The following is a 17,978-nucleotide window of genomic DNA, read 5'->3' on the forward strand; positions in this document are numbered from 1 at the left end:
GCCGACCTGGATCCGCGCAAGAGGAAACGGCGGCCGGTCCACCAAGGACCGACCGCCGCCGGTGATCGCGCGCCTAGCTCACCGCGTCAACCGCACCCACCGGGTCACCGTCCGCCGGAACACCCCCGTCGTCCCCTCGCCCTCGACCGTGAGCTTGACCTTCACCTGTCCAGGCCGCACGACGCCCTTGACCACGGTCGCCTGCAGCGCCCACTCCCCCGGCGTCTCCATCGCCAGCTCCCCACCCGTCCTGCCGGTGGCCGTCGCCCGAGCTTGCGTCACGTCGGCCTGCATCCGGTACATGCAGCCCTGGTTGCACTCCACCGTGCCGCTCAGGCCCACCGTCGTACCATCCGCGCTCAATACGCCTGTGCCATCCACGGCCACCGAGATGTCGGCGGCCGGCGACTCGGTGACACTGAGCCGGACCTTGCCACCGCCCGCCTGCGGGTCCCTCGAGAAGGCCACGATGGTGTAGCTGCGGTTTCCGTCGTTGACCTGCAGGTCGCGAGTGCTGCCACCACACACCCACGGATACGGCGTGAACTCCGACTGGTCGAACCCGGAGAAGACCGCGATCTCCACGTCGTGGTCCGACCCCGCGGTCGAGATCCGCAGTCCCTGCTCGGTGCTCGTCGGCTTGTACTCGTACCAGACGCTCCGGTACGCCGAGATCGGCTGCATCCACGAGCACGCCTGCTCCGCCCGCTCGTCATCAGCCCCACGGGTCGCCCCTGTGGTGTCAACCGTGTGAACCGACGGAACCCCCACCGCGACCACACCCGCGTAGCCGTCGTTCGACGGTCCGCCGGCCGCCTGCGCGGCGAGCGGGCTCCCCACCAGCCCGACCAGCGCGAGAACGGCCCCGCCCAGCAATCTGCACAATGCCATTTCTGTTCCCTCCCCGAGAACCCGAGGGAACGGCTCCCCCGGGCCGGTTCGATTCTCGGGAAAGGGCCTTGCACGCCGCTGTCGCCGGCCTGTCGTGGTCGGCGGCTGTTGTCAGTCGGCCAGAAGTGAGAGTGCGTCCGGCACCGAGTCGGTGACCGGGAACCCGGTCGCCTGCAACGCCGTACGGGACATCGCGCCGGTCGTCACCAGCACGCACTGCGCGCCGACGGCCCTGGCCGCGTCGGCGTCGTCCACCACGTCACCGATCATGACGACGTCCGCGGGGTCCAGCTGCTGCGCCTGGAGGTGAAGGGCCAGGTGCTCGGCCTTCGACCCGCCGCCGACCGCGCTCTGCAGCCCGTCGACGCGCTGGAACAGGTCGGTCAGCCCGAACCCGTCGATGGTCAGGACCAGCTGGGCGTGGAACCACATCGACAGCAACGACTGCGTCCGTCCGGACGCACCCCAGGCCTGCAGACCGTCCGGCACGCCCATCGCGAGCCCGCACGTGTGCAGCTGCAGGTCGTACCGCTCGTGGTAGAGCTTGTCGACCCGCGCCCAGTCCTCCTCGCCGAGCTCCCGGCCGAGGATCTTCTCGTACGACAGCTTCATCGGCCGCGCGTACACCTCGCGCCACTCGTCCCAGGTGATCGCGGGGCGCCCGAAGCCCGCGCAGACCTCGTTCGCCGCGGCCAGTACCGCCTTGTTGTCGTCGAGCAGCGTCCCGTTCCAGTCCCAGACGATGTGCGACACCTTGAGCCTCATCACAGCCGTCACCCTAGAAGGTGGGTGTGAGAACACCGCAAAGGGGCACCGAGTGGACAGGTGGTTGGAACGACCCGCGGGCAGTCGAATCACCCAGGTCGCGCGCGTTGAACCAACCAGCGCGCGCGACCGCACTCATCATCGCCAACCACCGACCCGCGCGGCAAACGCTGCACAAGATCGCGGCCCGCGCATGCCCGGTCACGCCTTGGGGTACCTGGGGAGTCTCACGGGGACGCGGGAGGCCATGATGCGGATCGCGAATCGGTACGAGCTGGAGACGATGATCGGCCGGGGCGGGATGGGCGAGGTCTGGCGCGCCACCGACGAGCTGCTCGGCCGCCCGGTCGCCGTCAAGCTGCTGCCACCGGAGCACAGCGGCGCCCAGGCGATGGAACGCTTCCGCCGCGAGGCGCATGCCGGTGCCGTGGTCAACAATCCGCACGTGATCGGCGTCCACGACTTCGGCCCGTACGGCGACAGCTGCTACCTGGTGATGGAACTCGTCGACGGCGACAACCTCGCCGCCGAGCTGCGCCGCGAGGGCTGCTTCGAGCCGGCCGCCGCCGCGTGGATCGCCGCCCAGGTCGCCGAAGGTCTGGCCGCGGCCCACCACGAGGGCGTCGTCCATCGCGACATCAAGCCCGGCAACCTGCTGATCACCGCGGATCGCACGGTGAAGATCGCCGACTTCGGCATCGCCCGCTTCGTCGCCGACCCCACCGCCGACGACACTCCCCCGGGCCACATCCTCGGCACCAGCTACTACCTCGCCCCCGAACGCGCGAGCGCGCAACCGTCCGGCCCCGCCGCCGATGTCTATTCCCTCGGCTGCGTGCTCTACCAACTCCTGACCGGCGACCCGCCCTTCGTCGCCGACACTCCCACCGGCGTCCTCCGCCAGCACCTCCACCAGTGCCCGGCCCAGCCCGACCAGGTCCACCGCAACTTCCGCCGGTACCTCCTCCGCATGCTCGCCAAGAACCCCGCCGACCGCCCCAACGCGACGGATGTGGCCACCTGGTGCTGGCACACCTACCTGAAGTCTCCCCACCGTCGCCCCCGCCGCATCCACCTCCCGACAGTCGCCCCCGCCGACACCGCCCCGGCTCCGATCTCCGGCGACCTGACCGCCGCCACCGACCTCGCCGGCTAACGCCCTTCGACCAAGTCTGTACAAATGCGCCAGGTCGCGCGCCTGATCAGCTCCGCCGTCTCGGAGTCCACGCCCTTGACCGGCAACTCGATCCCCACCGGGTTCTCCTCCAGCAACGCGATCAGGAAGACACAGGCCGCGAGATAGCTGCCGGCCGGCGCGGGGTGGCTGTTGTCGGCGTCGTGCAGGGCCGGCTCGTCGTACGTCGCCAAGAAGCGCTCCCACACGAGTCCGACCGGGATCAGCGTGGCGCCGGTCTCGGCCGCGCCGGCGGCGTACGCGGTGGTGAGTGCAACCTGGGCCTCGGGTTGGTTGCGGCGGGCCCACGTCAGGTACAGCGCGGTCCGCGCGCCGGCGGCCTCGATCGCCGCGTGGAAGTCCCGGACGCTGTCGCGCATCCGCGCCGGGCTCTTCACCGGCAGCGTGCTCTGCTCCTGCAGGACGACGACGTCGTACTCACCGGACGCGATCTCGGCGAGCGCCTTCCCCGCGTTCAGGTGCTGCCGCAACGACGCCCCACCGGCGGAGATCAACTGATGGGTGACCTCGATCCCCCGCGCCGACGCCAGCGCGGCGACCGTGCCGGGCAGGTTGTTGCGTGAGGTGAAGCTGTTGCCGACGTACAGGATCCGCATGCGCCGACGGTACTGGAACAAGTGAAGGCTCGGCCTGGCCGTCACGGGGGGAACGGCCAGGTCGAGCCGGAAGGAAGGTATCGATTCCAGCAGGGATTCGGCAAGCCCCTGAGAGAAATCGACACCGTTCAGTCACCTAGTGGACTGCCGGAGGCGTCAGCCGCAGTGCTGGCTCTTCTCCTCCGGGCTCATCACGGCGGTCTTCTTGGTGATCAGGCCGGGCGCGTCCTTGACCGGACCGACCGCCTCGAACTCCTGGTACCAGATGTAGTGGTCGTAGAAGCGGTCCGGGAAGTGCATCTCGTACTGACCCTTGACCCGGTTCATCTCGGTGGACCGCTCGACCCAGCCCTTCTCGCCGGGCTTGACGTCGATGCTGTCGTCCTGGCCGACCGTGCTCGAGCTCTCCCAGGTGTGCTGGTACGACGTCTCGATCGACACCTTGAACACGTCGGAGAACCCGTACTCGGCCGACAGCGAGACGCCGAAGCTGTTCGACTCACCGGTCGTCTCGGACCACTTCACCGTCGAGCGCTGCAGGTCGGCCGTGCAGTTGAACACCGTGTCGCCGACCTGGTGGATGTCTCCGCGGAAGGTCTCCGGCGGCCCGTACGGGTGGAACACGCAGGTGTCGGTCCCGTTGTTGCACTTGTCCAGCAGTTCGCGTCCGGTCGGTCCGTCCGCGGCGTACGCCGACGAGGCGGTCAGGGTGGTGGCGGCCGCGAGGAACGCGGCACCGGTCAGGGCGATCACTCGTTTCGACATGGTTCTACTTCCTCACTTGGTGGGTTGGGGCGAAACCGTCGCAGGGGAAGGGGGACGTGCTGCTCAGCTGAAGCCGACCGAGTCGGTCCGGTCGTCCATGAACTGGCCGATCCAGCCGGTGTTGGCGGTGAAGGGCCCGTCCCGGTCGCCGGTCAGGTTGGCGTCGGGGTAGAGCCAGATCTTGCAGCTGGCCCAGGGCTGGACCGAGCTGATCCGGTTGAACCAGTCGCCGGGGAAGGTGAACTCGTAGTTGATCACTCCGTCGGAGCCGTCGCACAGCCCCGCACCGGTGACGGTGAAGGAGTCTCCGCCGAAGTCGCGGTTGTCGAAGAAGGTGCCCTGGATGACCTCGCCGGCGGCCGCGTCCCGGCCCGACTTGTTGCCCAAGGCCCGTGTCTGGGCCGCGACGGTCTGCTGGACCTGACGGTCCAGCGCCGCCTTGCCGGCCGCGTCCGGGACCTGGGCCGGCGCCGTCGTCACCGCGCCGTGCGTCGCCGTACTGATCGCTTCGGTGAAGGTCGCGAAGCACTGCTGGGCACCACCGCTGAAGCTCCCCACACAGTGCTGGGCGGACGGCGGTGCGGCGGACTCCGCGGACGGTATGGAAAGCAGTCCTGAGATTCCCAAGGTGGCGACTCCTGCCAGGGCGGTTGCCTTGCGCATCTGAACTCAACTCCAACGTCGGACTGATGGACGGTGGCGGGCGATTCACTCCGCCGCCGGGACATGTGCCCGCTCTCATCGGTTCCAGACAGCTCATCTGAGCGTAAAGTAGTTGCCTAGTCACCCTTTATTCCTGGTTTCACGCGGCAGACAACGATTTCCGGTGACCCGCCCGGAGACCCATACGCAAAGTGACCGCAACATCACCGAGACATCCGGAACCGTTTGCGCAAACGCTTCCTATTTCTTCAGCTCCCGAAGGAAGCGCGGCCGGCCACGCGCGCCGGCCGCGCCCTCGCTCCGAAACTTATGCACAACCGGCGCGTGGGATGCTGGACGCCAGGACAACGAGCGGAGGAGACACCGGTGGGTCTGAGCCTCAGCAGCATCGTTCCGGCACCACGTGACGAGGTGTTCGCCTGGCACGAGCGCCCGGGCGCGATCGAGCGGCTGACGCCCCCGTGGATGCCGGTCCGGATCAAGCAGGAGACCGACGACCTCGGCGCCGGCCGCGCGGTGCTCGGATTCCCGTTCGGGATCGACTGGGTCGCGCAGCACAGCGAGTCGGTGCCGCCGGACCACTTCGTCGACGAGCTCACCTCGGCCCCGTTGCGCTGGGCGGTGAACTGGCGGCACACCCACCAGTTCGATGCTGTCGGCAACGACCAGACCCGGGTCACCGACCAGGTCGACAGCAACGTGCCCGGTTTCCTGCTCCGCTCGATGCTCGTCTACCGGCACCAGCAGCTCGCCGACGACCTGGCCGCCCGGCGCCGCGCGCAGGGCGATCCACTGACCGTCGCGGTGACCGGCACCCACGGCACCATCGGCCGCGCCCTGGTCGCCCTGCTCGGGACGGCGGGCCACACGGTCATCAAGCTCGTCCGCGGCGAACCCTCCAGCCCGTCCGACCGCCGGTGGAACCCCGACCATCCCGCCGACGACCTGCTGCAGGGTGTCGACGCCGTCGTTCACCTCGCCGGCGCGTCGATCGCCGGCCGGTTCACCGACGCCCACCGGAACGCGATCGTCGAGTCCCGGATCGGCCCGACCACCGCGCTCGCGACACTCGCCGCGGCCAGTGACCCGCGCGTCTTCGTCTGTGCCTCGGCGATCGGCTGGTACGGCGCCGACCGCGGCGACGAGCTCCTTACCGAGCACAGCGAGCGCGGCACCGGCTTCCTCGCCGAGCTGGTCGAGAACTGGGAGCGCGCCACCGACCCGGCCCGCGACGGCGGCGTCCGCGTGGTCAACCTCCGCACCGGCCTGGTCCAGACTCCGGCCGGCGGCATCCTCCGCCTCCAGTACCCGATGTTCGCCGTCGGGCTCGGCGGACCGCTTGCCAGTGGCAACCAATGGCAACCGTGGATCGGCCTCGACGACCTGCTCGACATCTACCACCGCGCCCTGTACGACGACCAGCTGTCCGGTCCGGTCAACGGCGTCGGTCCCAACCCGGTCCGCAACCGCGACTACACGGCCACGCTGGCGCGCGTCGTCCACCGCCCGGCGCTGCTCCGCGTCCCGTCGTTCGGCCCGCGCGTCCTGCTCGGCCCCGAAGGCGCGAAGGAGCTCGCCGAGGCGTCCCAGCGCGTCGTCCCCGCCGTACTGGACCAGCTCGGCCACACGTTCCGCTACCCGGAGCTAGAGCCGGCCCTGCGTCATCTGCTCGGCCGCAACTCCAGCGTGGACAGCGCTCCGAGCACCTGACGGGTGCCGACCAGGTCGAGCCCGGCCTCCCCGGCCAGCGCCGCGAATTCCGCCGCCGACCGCTCGCCGACGCCGAACACGGCGTACATCAACAGGTCGGAGGCCAGGTCGGCGTCGTTCTCCGCGCCGCCGGTCAGCCGTTCGACGATCACGATCGGCGCGTCTCCGGCGGCCTGCGACAGACGCTCGAGGATGGCCACCGTCTCGCCGTCGGGCCAGTTGTGCAGCACCTGGGCGATCAGGTAGAGATCGGCTCCCGCGGGTAGCGGCTCGAAGAAGCTCTGCGTGGCGATCGCGACCCGGTCGCTCAGCCCCTGCTCGGCGAAGGAACGTCCGGCGCGTTCAGCCGTCGACGGCAGCTCGACCAGCGTCCCCCGAGTCTCGGGATACGCCAGCAGGACGGCACCGAGCAGTGCGCCGGTCCCGCCACCCACATCGACGACGTGCTCGTCGCTGAGCCCCAGCGCCTCGACCAGCCGCCCGGTCCAGTGCCCGGACCACTCCGCCAACTGCCCGTCGAACGACGCCACCAGCTGCTCGTCGTCGCCCAGCTCGGCGTAGAACGACTTGCCGCGCGCCGCCTCGTACCCCGATCCGCCGGTCCGGATCGCCTCGACCAGCCCCGGCCACGCGTCGTCCACCCGTGCGTATCCCCGGCCGTGATCGAGCCGGGCCCGCGTCGCGTCCTCGAGCAGCAACCACCCGCGCGGTCCCAGGCCGACTTGGTCGTCGTCCAGGGTGAAGTACCCGTCCCGAGCCAGCAGCCGGACCAACTTGCGGACCCCGGCGACCTGAGCGCCCACGGCCCCCGCCAGCTCCGGGGCTCCAAGTGGTCCTCCGGCGACCCGCGACGCCAGATCGAGCGTCACCGCAGCCCGCAGTGCGTACGGCGTCGTGAGATCCGCCGTCCGGTGCAGCTCCTGCAAGGCCTGGGCGACTTCCTCCGGCGTCCGTGTCATCCGGTCAGCCTTTCAGAGCCGCCGCGAAGAGCGGAACCACCTTGTCCAGCGCGTAGCTGGTGGACAGCACCGAGTCGGTCGCGAAGGCCGAGCTGATCGTCTTGTCGTCGAACACCACCGAGTGGCCGGCCTTCACCGACGGCACCGCCTGGAACAGCGCATCGCCGGTGATGTCCTGCGCCTTGACCCCGATCGGCGCCATCACGACCAGGTCCGCGTTCAGCTGGTCGAGGTTCTCCCGCGAGACCGGCACGGAGAACTTCTCCGTCGCCTTCGCCTGGATCGTCGGGTTGTTCCTGAACCCCAGCCGCTCGACGAAGTTCACCCGCCCGGTCCCGCTGACGTACGCGCCGTAGCCCTCACCGGTCTTCGCGCCGAGCGTGATCGTCTTGCCCGCGAACTCCGGGTTCGCGGCAACGGCCCGCTCGAACTTCTGCTTGGTCGCGGCAATCAACTCCTTGCCCTGCTCCACCTTGCCGAGCGCCGCGGCGACCATCTCGGTCTGCTGCTCCCAGGAGACCTTGTACGACTCACCACCGGTCGGGATGCCGACCGTCGGCGCGATCTCCTTCAGCGTGTCGTACCGGTCCTGGTCCCCGCTCGACTTCGTGTCCAGGATCAGATCCGGCGTCAGCGCCGCGACCTTCTCGTACTCCGGCTCCAGCGTCCCGATCAGCTGCGGCGCCTGCTGGTACTTGCCCTTGGCCCAGACCCCGACACCCTCCCCGCCGAAGGCGAGCCAGTCGCTCGCCCCGACCGGCTGCACCCCGAGCGCCAGCGCGGTCTCCGCGTCGCCCCAGCCCAGCGCCACCACCCGCTTCGGCTCCGCCGGGATCGAGACCTCCCCGAACTTCGTCGCCACCTTCGCGTACGGCGCTCCGCCACCGGTCGCGCCGCCGGAATCACTCCCGCACGCCACCAAGGACCCACCGACGACGGCAACCAGCACGAAAGCAACGAGTCTGCGCATGGAACCAAGGATAGGCTGCCCTAACTGCCTGCGCCTCGGTGGGTCGCCAGATGATCCGCCGCCGCCAGCAACGCGCCGTACTGGTTCGCGACCAGCGCCCGGATCGGCAGCACCCGCGCGGGCGTCACCGCCCCGTCCTCGGCCACCCACGCGTCGTACTGCGCGGCCAGCCGCGCCCGCTGCTCCCGGACCGCCCGGGTCACGTTGCCCAGAGCAACTTCCGCGTCGAGGGCCCGCAGCAGCATCCCGGCGTACCGCAGCCGGAACATGTGCACCGATCCCCGCAACGACACGACCTCCGCGACAGTGGCCGGCCGCAACGATCCGGGCTCGGCCGCGCGCTCCTCCATCCGCTCCGGCCAGGGCTCCAGCAGCCGGGTGTAGAACCGGCTCGCGCGCACGTACGCCGACGTCGGCGTCAGGTCGGCCTCGGTCGCCGACATCACCCCGTCCAGCCACCCGAACAGCTCCCGGAACCCGGCCGCCTGCTCGCGCAGCGCCGCGGCGTACGAGACGGTCGAGGCCGAGTCGTCGGCGATCCGCGGGTCGTCCCAGTACGGCAGCTCGCTGAGCACGGTCAGCGTCTCGTACGGCCGCGCGTACGACGCACTGCTGTTGCCGCCGAACGACGCCGGCAGCTCGTGACCGTGCTGCTCGGAGTAGTCGTACAGCGTCTCGAGGTCCGGCATCCGGAAGATCCCGTCGGCGAACCGCTGCATCGAAGGCGACTCCGGCTCACCCCGGTCGAGGCTCAGCCCGAGCGCGGCCGGGATCGCCTGCAGCACCTCGTGCAGCGCCGGCTCCGGGCGGGACAGGTAGTAGTAGACGCCGCCGACCTCGCTGTTGTGCAGCGAGCCCATCAGCGCCGGGCGGGTCTGGTCGATCAGCCGCATGATCGCGGTCGTCTCGGGCAGCGCGGCATCGAAGTACGCCGACTTGTAGTCGAGCGGGAAGGTCCACTCGACCTGCTCGTCACCGGCCGGGCGGTAGAAGTTGCGCGCGTAGTGCTCCCGCGTGAACGGCCCCTTGAGCCAGCCCTCGTTCAGCCGCAGGCCGTCCGGGTCGATGCAGGCGATGATGTGCCAGCGCAGCCCGAGCCGGTCCCGCAGAGCGCTGTCCTCGCACAGCCGGCGCGCGAGGTGGATCGCGCTCAGCCCACCGATCGGTTCGTTGGGATGTGGCAGCCCGAAGACCAGCGCGTCGGCCTCGGCGTCGCCGACGGTCAGTGCGGTCAGCGGCTCACCGAGTCGCGACGTACCGACCCGTCGGAGCGTGGCGACGTCGGGGTGGCGGCGGGCCAGGTCGGCCAGGTCCTCGGCGAGCTCGTCGACGGTGCTGAAGACCTCGATCTCGGGGACGGTGCGCAGTTCGGCTTCCAGCCAGGGGCTCAGCACGCGGGCCGTCACCAGCTCTTGTCGAGCGGCTTACCCTCGGCGTACCCCGAGGCGGTCTGGATGCCGACGACAGCGCGCTGGTGGAACTCCTCCAGCGTGCCCGCGCCGACGTACGTGCAGGAGCTGCGGACGCCCGACACGATCGAGTCGAGCAGGTCCTCGACGCTCGGGCGCTCCGGATCGAGGTACATCCGGGCGGTCGAGATCCCCTCGCCGAAGAAGCTCTTCCGGGCCCGCTGGAACGGTGTGTCGTCGGCGGTCCGGGACGCGACCGCCCGTGCGGACGCCATCCCGAAGCTCTCCTTGTAGATCCGCCCGTCGCTGTCGTGGTGCGGGTCCCCCGGTGACTCGTACGTCCCGGCGAACCACGACCCGATCATCACGCTCGACGCCCCCGCGGCCAGTGCGAGCGCGACGTCGCGCGGGTGCCGGACGCCGCCGTCGGCCCACACGTGCTTCCCGAGCTCACGCGCCCGCGCGGCACAGTCCAGTACGGCGGAGAACTGCGGCCGCCCGACCGCCGTCTGCATCCGGGTCGTGCACATCGCGCCCGGCCCGACCCCGACCTTCACGATGTCGGCCCCGGCCTCGACCAGGTCCGACACCCCCTCGGCGGTGACCACGTTCCCGGCGACCACCGGCACCTGCGGATCGAGCGCCCGCACGGTCCGCAGTACGTCGAGCATGCGCTCCTGGTGACCGTGCGCGGTGTCGATCACCAGGACGTCGATGCCGGCGTCGAGCAGCGCCTTCGCCTTCTGCTCGGCGTCGCCGTTGATCCCGATCGCGGCGGCGACGCGCAGCCGGCCGGCGGCGTCGAGCGCCGGCTCGTACAGGGTCGCCCGGACCGCCCGCTGGCGGGTCAGGATGCCGACGATCCGCCCGTCGCCGTCGACGACCGGGGCCAGCCGGTGGCGTCCGTCGTACAGCTGGTCGAAGGCGGCCTCGGCGTCGATCCCGGCCGGGAGGGTGAGCAGCTCGCGCGACATCACGTTCTCGAGCTGGGTGAACCGGTCGACGCCGTGGCAGTCGGCGTCGGTGACCACGCCGACGGCCCGGCCCTGGTCGATCACGATCACGGCGCCATGGCCGCGCTTGGGCAGCAGGTTCAGCGCCTCGCCGACGGTGTCGGTCGGCGTCATCACCAGCGGGGTGTCGTAGATGGTGTGGCGTTCCTTGATCCAGGAGACGACCTCGGTGACCACCTGGACGGGAGTGTCCTGCGGGATCACGGCCAGTCCCCCGCAGCGCGCGATCGTCTCGGCCATCCGGCGGCCGGAGACCGCGGTCATGTTCGCCGCGACGATCGGGATCGACGTCCCGCTGCCGTCGTTCGTCGACAGGTCGACGTCCAGCCGCGAGGCCACCGCCGACCGGTTCGGGACCAGGAAGACGTCGTTGAACGTCAGGTCCTGCCCTGGTACCGGTCCCTGGATGAAGCGCATGCCGACCACCTCACAAACCCTCGCCCGGACATGTTCAGGACCCGAGGCTACGTGACCTGTTCCGGTCAGCGGGCGATCGGAGACCAAAGGCACTCACACAGTGGACGGACCCCTCAACACGAAGCGTGAGAAGTTTTCATCAGTGCTGAAGGTCTTGGAAACTCACTGCCCAACCGCTTTACTAACAACTCCTCCCCAGTCCGCCCTGAAGGAGAGTTCCATGAGGAACACCCGCCCCCACCTGGTCGCCCGCCGCCGTCTACTGCTCGGCGTACCGGCCGTTGTCGCCGCCGCGACCCTCGCCCCCCGCGCCGCGACCGCCGCCGGCAACCAGCCGCACGTGATCGAGTGCGTCGCCGACCTGCTGCAGGCCCGCTGATGGCCACCATTCCCTGGCTGGCCGACGTGCTGCGGGCAGCCGGTGTCCAGGTCATCGAAGAAGGTAACTGGCAAGGCCGGATGCGCCCGGGATCGTTCAACCCGATCGGCGTGCTCTGGCACCACACCGCGTCGTCCACCACGAGCCCGAGCAACCCGCACCCGGCGCTCAACATCGTCATCAACGGCCGCCCCGACCTGGCGGGCCCGCTGGCTCAGGCGCTGGTCGACTACAACGGCGTCTTCCACATCATCTCGGCCGGCCGCTGCAACCACGCCGGTACCGCGCGGGTCAGCGGCCCGATCCCGGCCGGCGACGGCAACACGATGCTGATCGGCTGGGAGATCGACTACAACGGGGTCAGCCAGACGATGAGCCCGGCGCAGTACCAGGCCTCGCTCAAGGCGACCGCCGCCGTCCTGCGCCAGCTCGGCAAGGACGCGTCGTACGCCCGCGGCCACCGCGAGACCAGTACGACGGGCAAGATCGACCCGTACGGCGTCAACCTCGACACGATGCGCAGCGAGGTCGCCGCGATCCTCGGTGGCACGCCTCCCCCGACGTACAACTTCAGCACGTACGGCACCGGCGTCCGTGTCCGGGCGGACGCCCGCCTGAGCGCGCCGATCGTTGCCACTCTGGCCGGTCCGACCCAGGTCTTCGTCCAGTGCCAGAAGCAGGGCGACACGGTCACCGCCGAGGGCACCACCAACAACTGGTGGTCCCGCCTGCGCGACCAGGGCGGCTACATCAGCAACATCTACATCGACCACCCGGCCGCCCAGCTGCCCGGCATTCCCAACTGCTAGAGCCTCTTCCAGCAGCAGATGAGGCGCGTCACCCCTTGTGGGTGACGCGCCTTCTCAGTTCTCGGCGGCGAGCACCACACCTCTGGTGAGCGATTCGAGAATCTCTCCGGCCCGTACGGCGGTCGTCGACAGCAGTGACGCGCTGAGCCCGTGGCTGTGCTCGGTGCCGCCGCCCTGCAGGTAGATCCCGGCGCGCACCTCCGGCGTGGTGACCACCCGGTGGTCGCGGCCGATCCGGACGCGGCCGGACGGGTCGCGACGGCAGTGCTCGGCCAGCGGGCCGAGCAGTGTCGCCGGGTCGGCCGGGCGGTAGCCGGTGCAGTAGACGACGACGTCGGCGTCCAGGCGGGTCTTCTCGCCGGTGCTGAGCGACTCGATCGTGACGGTCGCACTGTCCTCGGACACGGTCAGGTCGACGACACGGGAGACGTTGAAGAACCGCAGGCGCTGCCGGTTCAGGACCTGCTCGCGGTAGAGCTTGGCGTACAGGTCGTTGATCAGCTCGGAGTCGACGACGGAGTAGTTGGTGTTGCTGTGGTAGCCGAGCACCATCGCGCGGACGTCCTCCGGCGCGGAGTAGAACTCGTCCACCGCGTTGGGGTCGAAGACACGGTTGGCGAACGGGCTGTCGTCGGCCGGGCTGTACCCGTACCGCGAGAACACCGCGCAGACCTCGGACTCCGGGAAGCTCTCGTGCAGGAACGCGGTCACCTCGGCGGCGCTCTGACCGGCGCCGACGACCACGAAGCGTCGCGGGCGACCCCCCTGGAGTTCGCCGACCCGGTTGAGCAGGTCACGGTTGTGCCAGACGCGGTCGGACCCGCTGATGCCGTCCGGCAGGTACGGGCTGAGCCCGATGCCGAGGACGACGTTCCGGCGGGAACAGCGTCTTGTGGTTGATGAAGTCGACCAGCCGGCCCTTGCTGTGCAGGTAGGTCAGGAAGGTGAACTCGCTGGCCGGATTGCGCAGCGTCACCAGGTCCTTGAGGAACGAGACCTGCATCGTCGCGTCCTCGATCAGCATCCCCCGGTGCCAGCCGAACCCGCGCTGGCGCTCCAGGAAGACCCGGCGCGGCGCGGCCCCCAGCTCTTGGGCCGCGATGGCCGCCCTCGGTCGAAGGGAGCCAGCATCGGCGTCGTATTAGGCGAGGCTACCTAACCACCGGCTGCTGACAGGCCTGGCCCCACGAGTCGGTGGGCCTGGACCCACTTCTGGTCCGAGCCGCCCTGTTCCGGGCGCCGCGGGGTGCACGGTGGGAGCATGGAAACGATGATGCGATGGGTGGCCGGTGCCGGCGTCGGGTTCTGGCGGGCGTGCGCGGTGACGGCGGTGACGATGCTCGTGCCGGCACTGTGGGCGGCCGCTGTCGTGCTCGCCGTCCTGTGGGTCGAGGACCCCTGGACCTGGATCCCGCTCTTCGTGGTGGCGGGCGTCGGGACGCTCGGGCTGTCGCGACCGGTGTGCCGCTGGGTGCGAGCCCTCGTCACGCGGTGGACCGGCACGGTCGTCCCGCCCGGCTACCGGGAGCCGCCGCCGGTCACGCAACTGTCGACCGGCTTCTGGTGGAACGGGTACACCTACGCGAAGACCGCGAAGCAGGCGCGCGAGGAGCAGGAGTGGCGGCACAAGCTGCGCGATCCGGCAACCTGGCGCGACCTGCGGTTCGTGGAGATCGTGGCGCTCACGGCGGGTGTCGCCTCGATGATTCCGCTCGTGGGGATCGCCCTTGCGGCGTTGGGGTTCGCGACCTCGTCGTACGTCGCCGGCGGCGCCGGTCTGCTCGTCGGGATCGGCAGTTCGCCGTACGGATGGAGGCTGCTCGAGCCGGTCGCCGTACGGTTCCTGCGGCCGCCGGCCGTGACCTCGCTGACCGAGCGGGTGTCCGAGCTGACCGCTCAGCGCGCGGACACGACGATCGCGCAGGCTGCCGAGATCCGGCGGATCGAGCGCGACCTGCACGACGGAGCCCAGGCGCGGCTGGTGGCCCTCGGCCTCTCCCTGGCGACCGCGGAGAAGTTGATGGACACAGATCCCCGGCAGGCCAAAGCCTTGCTGCAGGAAGCCCGGACCGGCGCCGCGACCTCGCTGACCGAACTGCGGGAACTGGTCCGAGGCATCAATCCGCCCGTGCTGAACGAACGGGGACTCGCCGACGCCGTGCGCGCCTTCGCGCTGGACAGTCCGCTCGAGATCACCGTCGATGCCGAGCCACTGACGCTGGACCCACCGATCGAGTCCGCGGTCTACTTCGCGATCGTCGAGCTGGTCACCAACGCGATCCGGCACGCCTCGGCGACCAGCGCGTCGATCTCGATCGTGCGCAGCGCCGGTGCCCTCGGCATCGTTGTCGAGGACAACGGCCGTGGCGGCGCCGCCGTCCGGCCGGGTGGTGGGCTCGAAGGACTGCAGCGCCGGCTCGCCGCCTTCGACGGCACCATCACGACGACCAGCCCGGCCGGCGGACCGACCCGTGTGACGATGACGGTGCCATGCGAATCCTCGTAGCCGAAGACCTGTACCTGCTGCGCGACGGCCTGGTCCGCCTCGTCGAGGCGTACGGTCACCAGGTCGTCGCCACCGCGGCCACCGGACCGGAGACCCTCGAAGCACTGCTCACCCTGCGACCGGACGTCGCCGTGATCGACGTACGCATGCCTCCGACGCAGTCCGACGAAGGCCTGCGCGCCGCACTCGCCGCCCGCCGCGAGATCCCCGGGCTGCCCGTCCTCATCCTGTCCCAGCACGTCGAGCAGCTCTACGCCCGCGAACTCCTTGCCGACGGCACCGGCGGCATCGGCTACCTGCTCAAGGAGAGCGTCTTCGAGGCCGACCAGTTCATCGACGCCCTCGAACGCGTCGCGACCGGAGGCACGGCGATGGACCCGGCCGTGATCGCCAAGCTGCTCGCCGGCGGCCCGTCGACCCGCAGGCTCGGCGCGTTGACCGAGCGCGAGCGCGACGTACTCGGCCTGATGGCCGAAGGCCTGTCCAACCAGGCGATCGGGCAACTCCTGTTCCTCAGCGAGGGCGCGATCAGCAAGCACACCACGGCGCTGTTCGCCAAGCTCGGCCTCGCCGAGGACAACTCCAGCAACCGCCGGGTGCTCGCCGTACTGGCTTATCTCAACGACTGACCAGGGCCCAGGTGGTGGTCAGGCGGGAGATCAGCGCCGGGCCGACCGCGGGCGGCACCGGATTCACGCCGCTGTACTTGCGGTTGACGATCTTGCCGAGCTGCGTCAGCCGGGTCTCGTCCGCGCCGTAGCTCGCGTACAGGCGGATGGTGTGGGTCGCGGCGAGCTGTGCCATCGCCCGTAGTGCCGCGGTCAGCTCCGGGTCGGAGATGTCCGGGAGGATGGTCAGGTTCGCGGCCTCGGGTCCGATCTGGACCCGGACCAGGCCGGCCAGGTCGGCGAGCGCCGCGTGGATCCGGAACTCGCGGTCCTGATCGTAGGCGGAGGTCCGGAAGACCGGTTCCCGCGTGCGGCCGACGTACGGGGACGGCTCTCTGATCAGCTGGATCGGGAGGTACGAGTCCCACAGCCTGCGCAGCGTGGTCACCGCAGCGACGTACCCGGCGCGATCCTTGACCGTGACCGACGCAGGGTCCGGTTCGCCCTCGTCGTCGCGGATGTCGAGGCTGGTGACGCCCGGGACCTTCGCCAGCTCTGCCGTGAGCGCGCGGACCTGCGGGGTGAAGGCTGTGGCGAAAACAGTGTGCGGCGCCCGGACCAGTCCCCAGCCGAGCTCCAGCTTCCCGAACACCTCGGCCTTCGGCGGCGCGGCCAGCAGCACGTCGAGCGTGAGGTCCGACGCAGCGAAGTAGATCCCGGCGCGGTGCTCGGGACCCTCGATCCACCCGGTGAGCCCGGCGTACCGCGCCTGCAGGTCGGCGAACTCCTGCGTGGCTCGACGATCGAGCCGGAAGCCGAGGTTCACGCTGTTCGTCCATTCGACGACGACCAACCGGTCCGAGGACTCCACGCGATGCGTACGCCGACCATCCTCGCTCGGCACCGCCCCGTCGACGCCGAGCGCCACCGCCGCCACCGATCGGGCCGGTGCCGTGATCACCAGCCCGGAGGCGCCGTACGCCGACGCCGTCGCCCGGCCGTCTTCCCGCAGCCACAGCGCCCGCGCCAGATCGGGGTCGTTCTTCGTCGAGGCGGACGGGTAGAAGCGCCCGTGGAAGCCGTCGAGGTCCACCTCGATGCTGCGGAAGTAGCCCTTGTCGTACGAACGGAACTCCCACTTCACCTTGTCGGCCAGCGCCTTGACGTCGTCCTGCGGCAACTTCTTCACCAGCGTCAGCAGGATCAGGTCGTCGTCGCCATCCTTCACCAGCTCAGCCCGCTCGACCCCGTCCAGCCCCGACAACCACTCCAGCCGTTCCTGCCCCGGATCTGTGCTGCGACAGCCCGCGACCAGACCGACGGCGACGCCCACCGCCACTGTCCCCAACCCCCGCCGGCTGATCCGCATCCCGCGATTCTCCCCAGCCGACGGGTCAACCCGTCACCGTAGACGCCGGTCCAGGAACTTCCCGATCAGTTCGCTCGCCTCGTCCAGGTGGCTCTCCAGCAGGAAGTGACCGCCGTCGAGCAGGTGGATCTCCGCGTCCGGTACGTCGGTCGCGAAGGCTTCCGCGCCGGCGGCGGCGAAGATCGGGTCGTTCTTGCCCCAGACGGCCAGCACCGGGACCTGCGACGCCCTCAGGAACTCGTGCAGCTTCGGGTACAGGACAGAGTTGGTCGCGTAGTCGCGGAACAGCTTCAGCTGGACCAGGTCGTTGCCCGGTCGCGCGACCTTCTGGAAGTCGTGGTTCCAGGTGTCGGGGCTGACCACCGTCTCGTCGGCGACACCGGTGATGTACTGCCACTTGATCCCGTCCAGCGTCAGCGCCGAGCGGACAGCCGGCTCCGTCTCGGCGTTCTGCTCGGCCTGGTAGGCCCAGACCGGACGCCAGAACTCCTCGATGAAGCCCGCGTCGTACCCGTTGCCGTTCTGGGTGACGATCGCGGTGATCGACTCGGGGCGCTTCAGCGCGAGCCGCCAGCCGATCGGGGCGCCGTAGTCCTGCACGTACATCGCGTACCTGCCGACGCCGATCGCCTGCAGCAGACCGTCGGTCAGGTCGGCCAGCGCGTCGAAGGTGTAGTCGAACTCCTCGACCGTCGGCGCGTCGGACAGCCCGAAGCCGAGCAGGTCCGGCGCGATCACCCGGTACCGATCGGCCAGCCGCGGGATCAGGTCGCGGAACATGTACGAGCTGGTCGGGAACCCGTGCAGCAGCACGATCGCCGGCGCGTCCTTCGGCCCGGCCTCGCGGTAGAAGAGCCGCCGGCCGTCGACCTCGAGGTACCGGTGGTGCACGATCGTCATCACTAACTCCTTTAATCGGTTTTGATGGTTAGATGAAAACAGCTGATCGTGTAA

19 protein-coding genes are annotated in these 17,978 nt (G+C 69.9%); 6 read left to right on the plus strand and 13 right to left on the minus strand.

All coding sequences use genetic code 11. From position 1 onward, the window contains the following. Positions 1–78: 78 nt before the first annotated feature. Complete coding sequence (locus HDA39_RS14455; RefSeq protein ID WP_184795732.1) at positions 79–891, minus strand: hypothetical protein; 813 nt, start codon at positions 889–891, stop codon at positions 79–81. Positions 892–1,002: 111 nt separating this feature from the next. Next, positions 1,003–1,656, minus strand: a complete 654-nt coding sequence (locus tag HDA39_RS14460; RefSeq protein ID WP_184795733.1) for an HAD family hydrolase — start codon at positions 1,654–1,656, stop codon at positions 1,003–1,005. Positions 1,657–1,906: 250 nt separating this feature from the next. On the opposite strand from HDA39_RS14460, the gene HDA39_RS14465 reads away from it, so the two are divergent. Next, positions 1,907–2,812: a serine/threonine-protein kinase gene (locus HDA39_RS14465; RefSeq protein ID WP_184795734.1), complete on the plus strand. Its 906-nt coding sequence runs from the start codon at positions 1,907–1,909 to the stop codon at positions 2,810–2,812. On the opposite strand, the gene HDA39_RS14470 is transcribed toward HDA39_RS14465, so the two are convergent. The 3 genes from HDA39_RS14470 to HDA39_RS14480 all read right to left on the minus strand — a co-directional run bounded on the left by HDA39_RS14470 (position 2,809) and on the right by HDA39_RS14480 (position 4,875). Next, positions 2,809–3,447, minus strand: a complete 639-nt coding sequence (locus HDA39_RS14470) for an SGNH/GDSL hydrolase family protein (RefSeq protein WP_184795735.1) — start codon at positions 3,445–3,447, stop codon at positions 2,809–2,811. The genes HDA39_RS14465 and HDA39_RS14470 overlap by 4 nt on opposite strands. A gap of 156 nt (positions 3,448–3,603) precedes the next feature. Next, the gene (locus HDA39_RS14475) at positions 3,604–4,212 is read right to left on the minus strand and encodes a hypothetical protein (RefSeq protein WP_184795736.1); all 609 of its coding nucleotides are present in this window, start codon (positions 4,210–4,212) and stop codon (positions 3,604–3,606) included. A 63-nt stretch (positions 4,213–4,275) separates the two neighbouring features. Further along, entirely contained in the window at positions 4,276–4,875 is a 600-nt protein-coding gene (locus HDA39_RS14480) for a hypothetical protein (protein WP_184795737.1), read from the minus strand. A gap of 366 nt (positions 4,876–5,241) precedes the next feature. Between HDA39_RS14480 and HDA39_RS14485 the strand changes: the two genes are divergently transcribed. After that, positions 5,242–6,585: a TIGR01777 family oxidoreductase gene (locus tag HDA39_RS14485; protein ID WP_184795738.1), complete on the plus strand. Its 1,344-nt coding sequence runs from the start codon at positions 5,242–5,244 to the stop codon at positions 6,583–6,585. Here the strand turns inward: HDA39_RS14485 and HDA39_RS14490 are convergent. Genes HDA39_RS14490 through HDA39_RS14505 form a run of 4 tightly spaced genes read right to left on the minus strand, consistent with a single transcriptional unit; the run spans position 6,537 to position 11,353 of the window. Further along, positions 6,537–7,544, minus strand: a complete 1,008-nt coding sequence (locus HDA39_RS14490; protein WP_184795739.1) for a methyltransferase — start codon at positions 7,542–7,544, stop codon at positions 6,537–6,539. The two genes, HDA39_RS14485 and HDA39_RS14490, sit on opposite strands and share 49 nt — an antisense overlap. A 4-nt stretch (positions 7,545–7,548) precedes the next feature. Next, entirely contained in the window at positions 7,549–8,514 is a 966-nt protein-coding gene (locus HDA39_RS14495; protein ID WP_184795740.1) for an iron-siderophore ABC transporter substrate-binding protein, read from the minus strand. Positions 8,515–8,534: 20 nt separating this feature from the next. Continuing rightward, positions 8,535–9,920 carry a M14 family zinc carboxypeptidase gene (locus tag HDA39_RS14500; RefSeq protein WP_184795741.1) on the minus strand — a complete coding sequence of 462 codons (1,386 nt, stop codon included), beginning with the start codon at positions 9,918–9,920 and terminating at the stop codon, positions 8,535–8,537. After that, positions 9,917–11,353: a GuaB1 family IMP dehydrogenase-related protein gene (locus HDA39_RS14505; RefSeq protein WP_184795742.1), complete on the minus strand. Its 1,437-nt coding sequence runs from the start codon at positions 11,351–11,353 to the stop codon at positions 9,917–9,919. The genes HDA39_RS14500 and HDA39_RS14505 overlap by 4 nt, the downstream gene beginning before the upstream one ends. 220 nt (positions 11,354–11,573) lie before the next feature. Here HDA39_RS14505 and HDA39_RS14510 point away from each other — a divergent pair, with 220 nt between their 5' ends. Together HDA39_RS14510 and HDA39_RS14515 are read left to right on the plus strand one after the other, a co-directional pair. Then, positions 11,574–11,732: a hypothetical protein gene (locus HDA39_RS14510; RefSeq protein WP_184795743.1), complete on the plus strand. Its 159-nt coding sequence runs from the start codon at positions 11,574–11,576 to the stop codon at positions 11,730–11,732. Then, positions 11,732–12,541 carry a peptidoglycan recognition protein family protein gene (locus HDA39_RS14515; protein WP_184795744.1) on the plus strand — a complete coding sequence of 270 codons (810 nt, stop codon included), beginning with the start codon at positions 11,732–11,734 and terminating at the stop codon, positions 12,539–12,541. The genes HDA39_RS14510 and HDA39_RS14515 overlap by 1 nt, the downstream gene beginning before the upstream one ends. 54 nt (positions 12,542–12,595) lie before the next feature. Here HDA39_RS14515 and HDA39_RS14520 read toward each other — a convergent pair whose 3' ends face one another. Together HDA39_RS14520 and HDA39_RS42340 are read right to left on the minus strand one after the other, a co-directional pair. Continuing rightward, positions 12,596–13,399, minus strand: a complete 804-nt coding sequence (locus HDA39_RS14520; RefSeq protein WP_337926127.1) for a SidA/IucD/PvdA family monooxygenase — start codon at positions 13,397–13,399, stop codon at positions 12,596–12,598. Next, the gene (locus tag HDA39_RS42340) at positions 13,335–13,643 is read right to left on the minus strand and encodes a SidA/IucD/PvdA family monooxygenase (RefSeq protein WP_337926128.1); all 309 of its coding nucleotides are present in this window, start codon (positions 13,641–13,643) and stop codon (positions 13,335–13,337) included. Before HDA39_RS42340 ends, HDA39_RS14520 begins: the two co-directional genes overlap by 65 nt. A 159-nt stretch (positions 13,644–13,802) precedes the next feature. On the opposite strand from HDA39_RS42340, the gene HDA39_RS14525 reads away from it, so the two are divergent. Then, positions 13,803–15,047 (plus strand): sensor histidine kinase, encoded by a 1,245-nt coding sequence (locus HDA39_RS14525; protein ID WP_184795745.1) that lies wholly within the window; start codon positions 13,803–13,805, stop codon positions 15,045–15,047. After that, a complete protein-coding gene (locus HDA39_RS14530; protein WP_184795746.1) occupies positions 15,032–15,676 on the plus strand; it encodes a response regulator transcription factor in 645 nt (214 codons plus the stop codon). Before HDA39_RS14525 ends, HDA39_RS14530 begins: the two co-directional genes overlap by 16 nt. On the opposite strand, the gene HDA39_RS14535 is transcribed toward HDA39_RS14530, so the two are convergent. Then, positions 15,666–17,024 (minus strand): hypothetical protein, encoded by a 1,359-nt coding sequence (locus HDA39_RS14535; protein ID WP_184795747.1) that lies wholly within the window; start codon positions 17,022–17,024, stop codon positions 15,666–15,668. The two genes, HDA39_RS14530 and HDA39_RS14535, sit on opposite strands and share 11 nt — an antisense overlap. Positions 17,025–17,057: 33 nt before the next feature. After that, positions 17,058–17,924 (minus strand): alpha/beta fold hydrolase, encoded by an 867-nt coding sequence (locus HDA39_RS14540; RefSeq protein WP_184795748.1) that lies wholly within the window; start codon positions 17,922–17,924, stop codon positions 17,058–17,060. Positions 17,925–17,978: the final 54 nt, after the last annotated feature.

It is taken from the genome of Kribbella italica, assembly GCF_014205135.1.
GTDB classification, from domain to species: domain Bacteria; phylum Actinomycetota; class Actinomycetes; order Propionibacteriales; family Kribbellaceae; genus Kribbella; species Kribbella italica.

Bases quoted from the DNA above. Each gene is read 5' to 3' on its own strand.
- HDA39_RS14490 (WP_184795739.1), bottom strand. From the start codon at position 7,544: ATGACACGGACGCCGGAGGAAGTCGCCCAGGCCTTGCAGGAGCTGCAC.
- HDA39_RS14480 (WP_184795737.1), bottom strand. From the start codon at position 4,875: ATGCGCAAGGCAACCGCCCTGGCAGGAGTCGCCACCTTGGGAATCTCA.
- HDA39_RS14530 (WP_184795746.1), top strand. From the start codon at position 15,032: ATGCGAATCCTCGTAGCCGAAGACCTGTACCTGCTGCGCGACGGCCTG.
- HDA39_RS14540 (WP_184795748.1), bottom strand. From the start codon at position 17,924: ATGACGATCGTGCACCACCGGTACCTCGAGGTCGACGGCCGGCGGCTC.
- HDA39_RS14495 (WP_184795740.1), bottom strand. From the start codon at position 8,514: ATGCGCAGACTCGTTGCTTTCGTGCTGGTTGCCGTCGTCGGTGGGTCC.
- HDA39_RS14525 (WP_184795745.1), top strand. From the start codon at position 13,803: ATGGAAACGATGATGCGATGGGTGGCCGGTGCCGGCGTCGGGTTCTGG.
- HDA39_RS14515 (WP_184795744.1), top strand. From the start codon at position 11,732: ATGGCCACCATTCCCTGGCTGGCCGACGTGCTGCGGGCAGCCGGTGTC.
- HDA39_RS14535 (WP_184795747.1), bottom strand. From the start codon at position 17,024: ATGCGGATCAGCCGGCGGGGGTTGGGGACAGTGGCGGTGGGCGTCGCC.
- HDA39_RS14465 (WP_184795734.1), top strand. From the start codon at position 1,907: ATGCGGATCGCGAATCGGTACGAGCTGGAGACGATGATCGGCCGGGGC.
- HDA39_RS14455 (WP_184795732.1), bottom strand. From the start codon at position 891: ATGGCATTGTGCAGATTGCTGGGCGGGGCCGTTCTCGCGCTGGTCGGG.
- HDA39_RS14510 (WP_184795743.1), top strand. From the start codon at position 11,574: ATGAGGAACACCCGCCCCCACCTGGTCGCCCGCCGCCGTCTACTGCTC.
- HDA39_RS14470 (WP_184795735.1), bottom strand. From the start codon at position 3,447: ATGCGGATCCTGTACGTCGGCAACAGCTTCACCTCACGCAACAACCTG.
- HDA39_RS14505 (WP_184795742.1), bottom strand. From the start codon at position 11,353: ATGCGCTTCATCCAGGGACCGGTACCAGGGCAGGACCTGACGTTCAAC.
- HDA39_RS14475 (WP_184795736.1), bottom strand. From the start codon at position 4,212: ATGTCGAAACGAGTGATCGCCCTGACCGGTGCCGCGTTCCTCGCGGCC.
- HDA39_RS14460 (WP_184795733.1), bottom strand. From the start codon at position 1,656: ATGAGGCTCAAGGTGTCGCACATCGTCTGGGACTGGAACGGGACGCTG.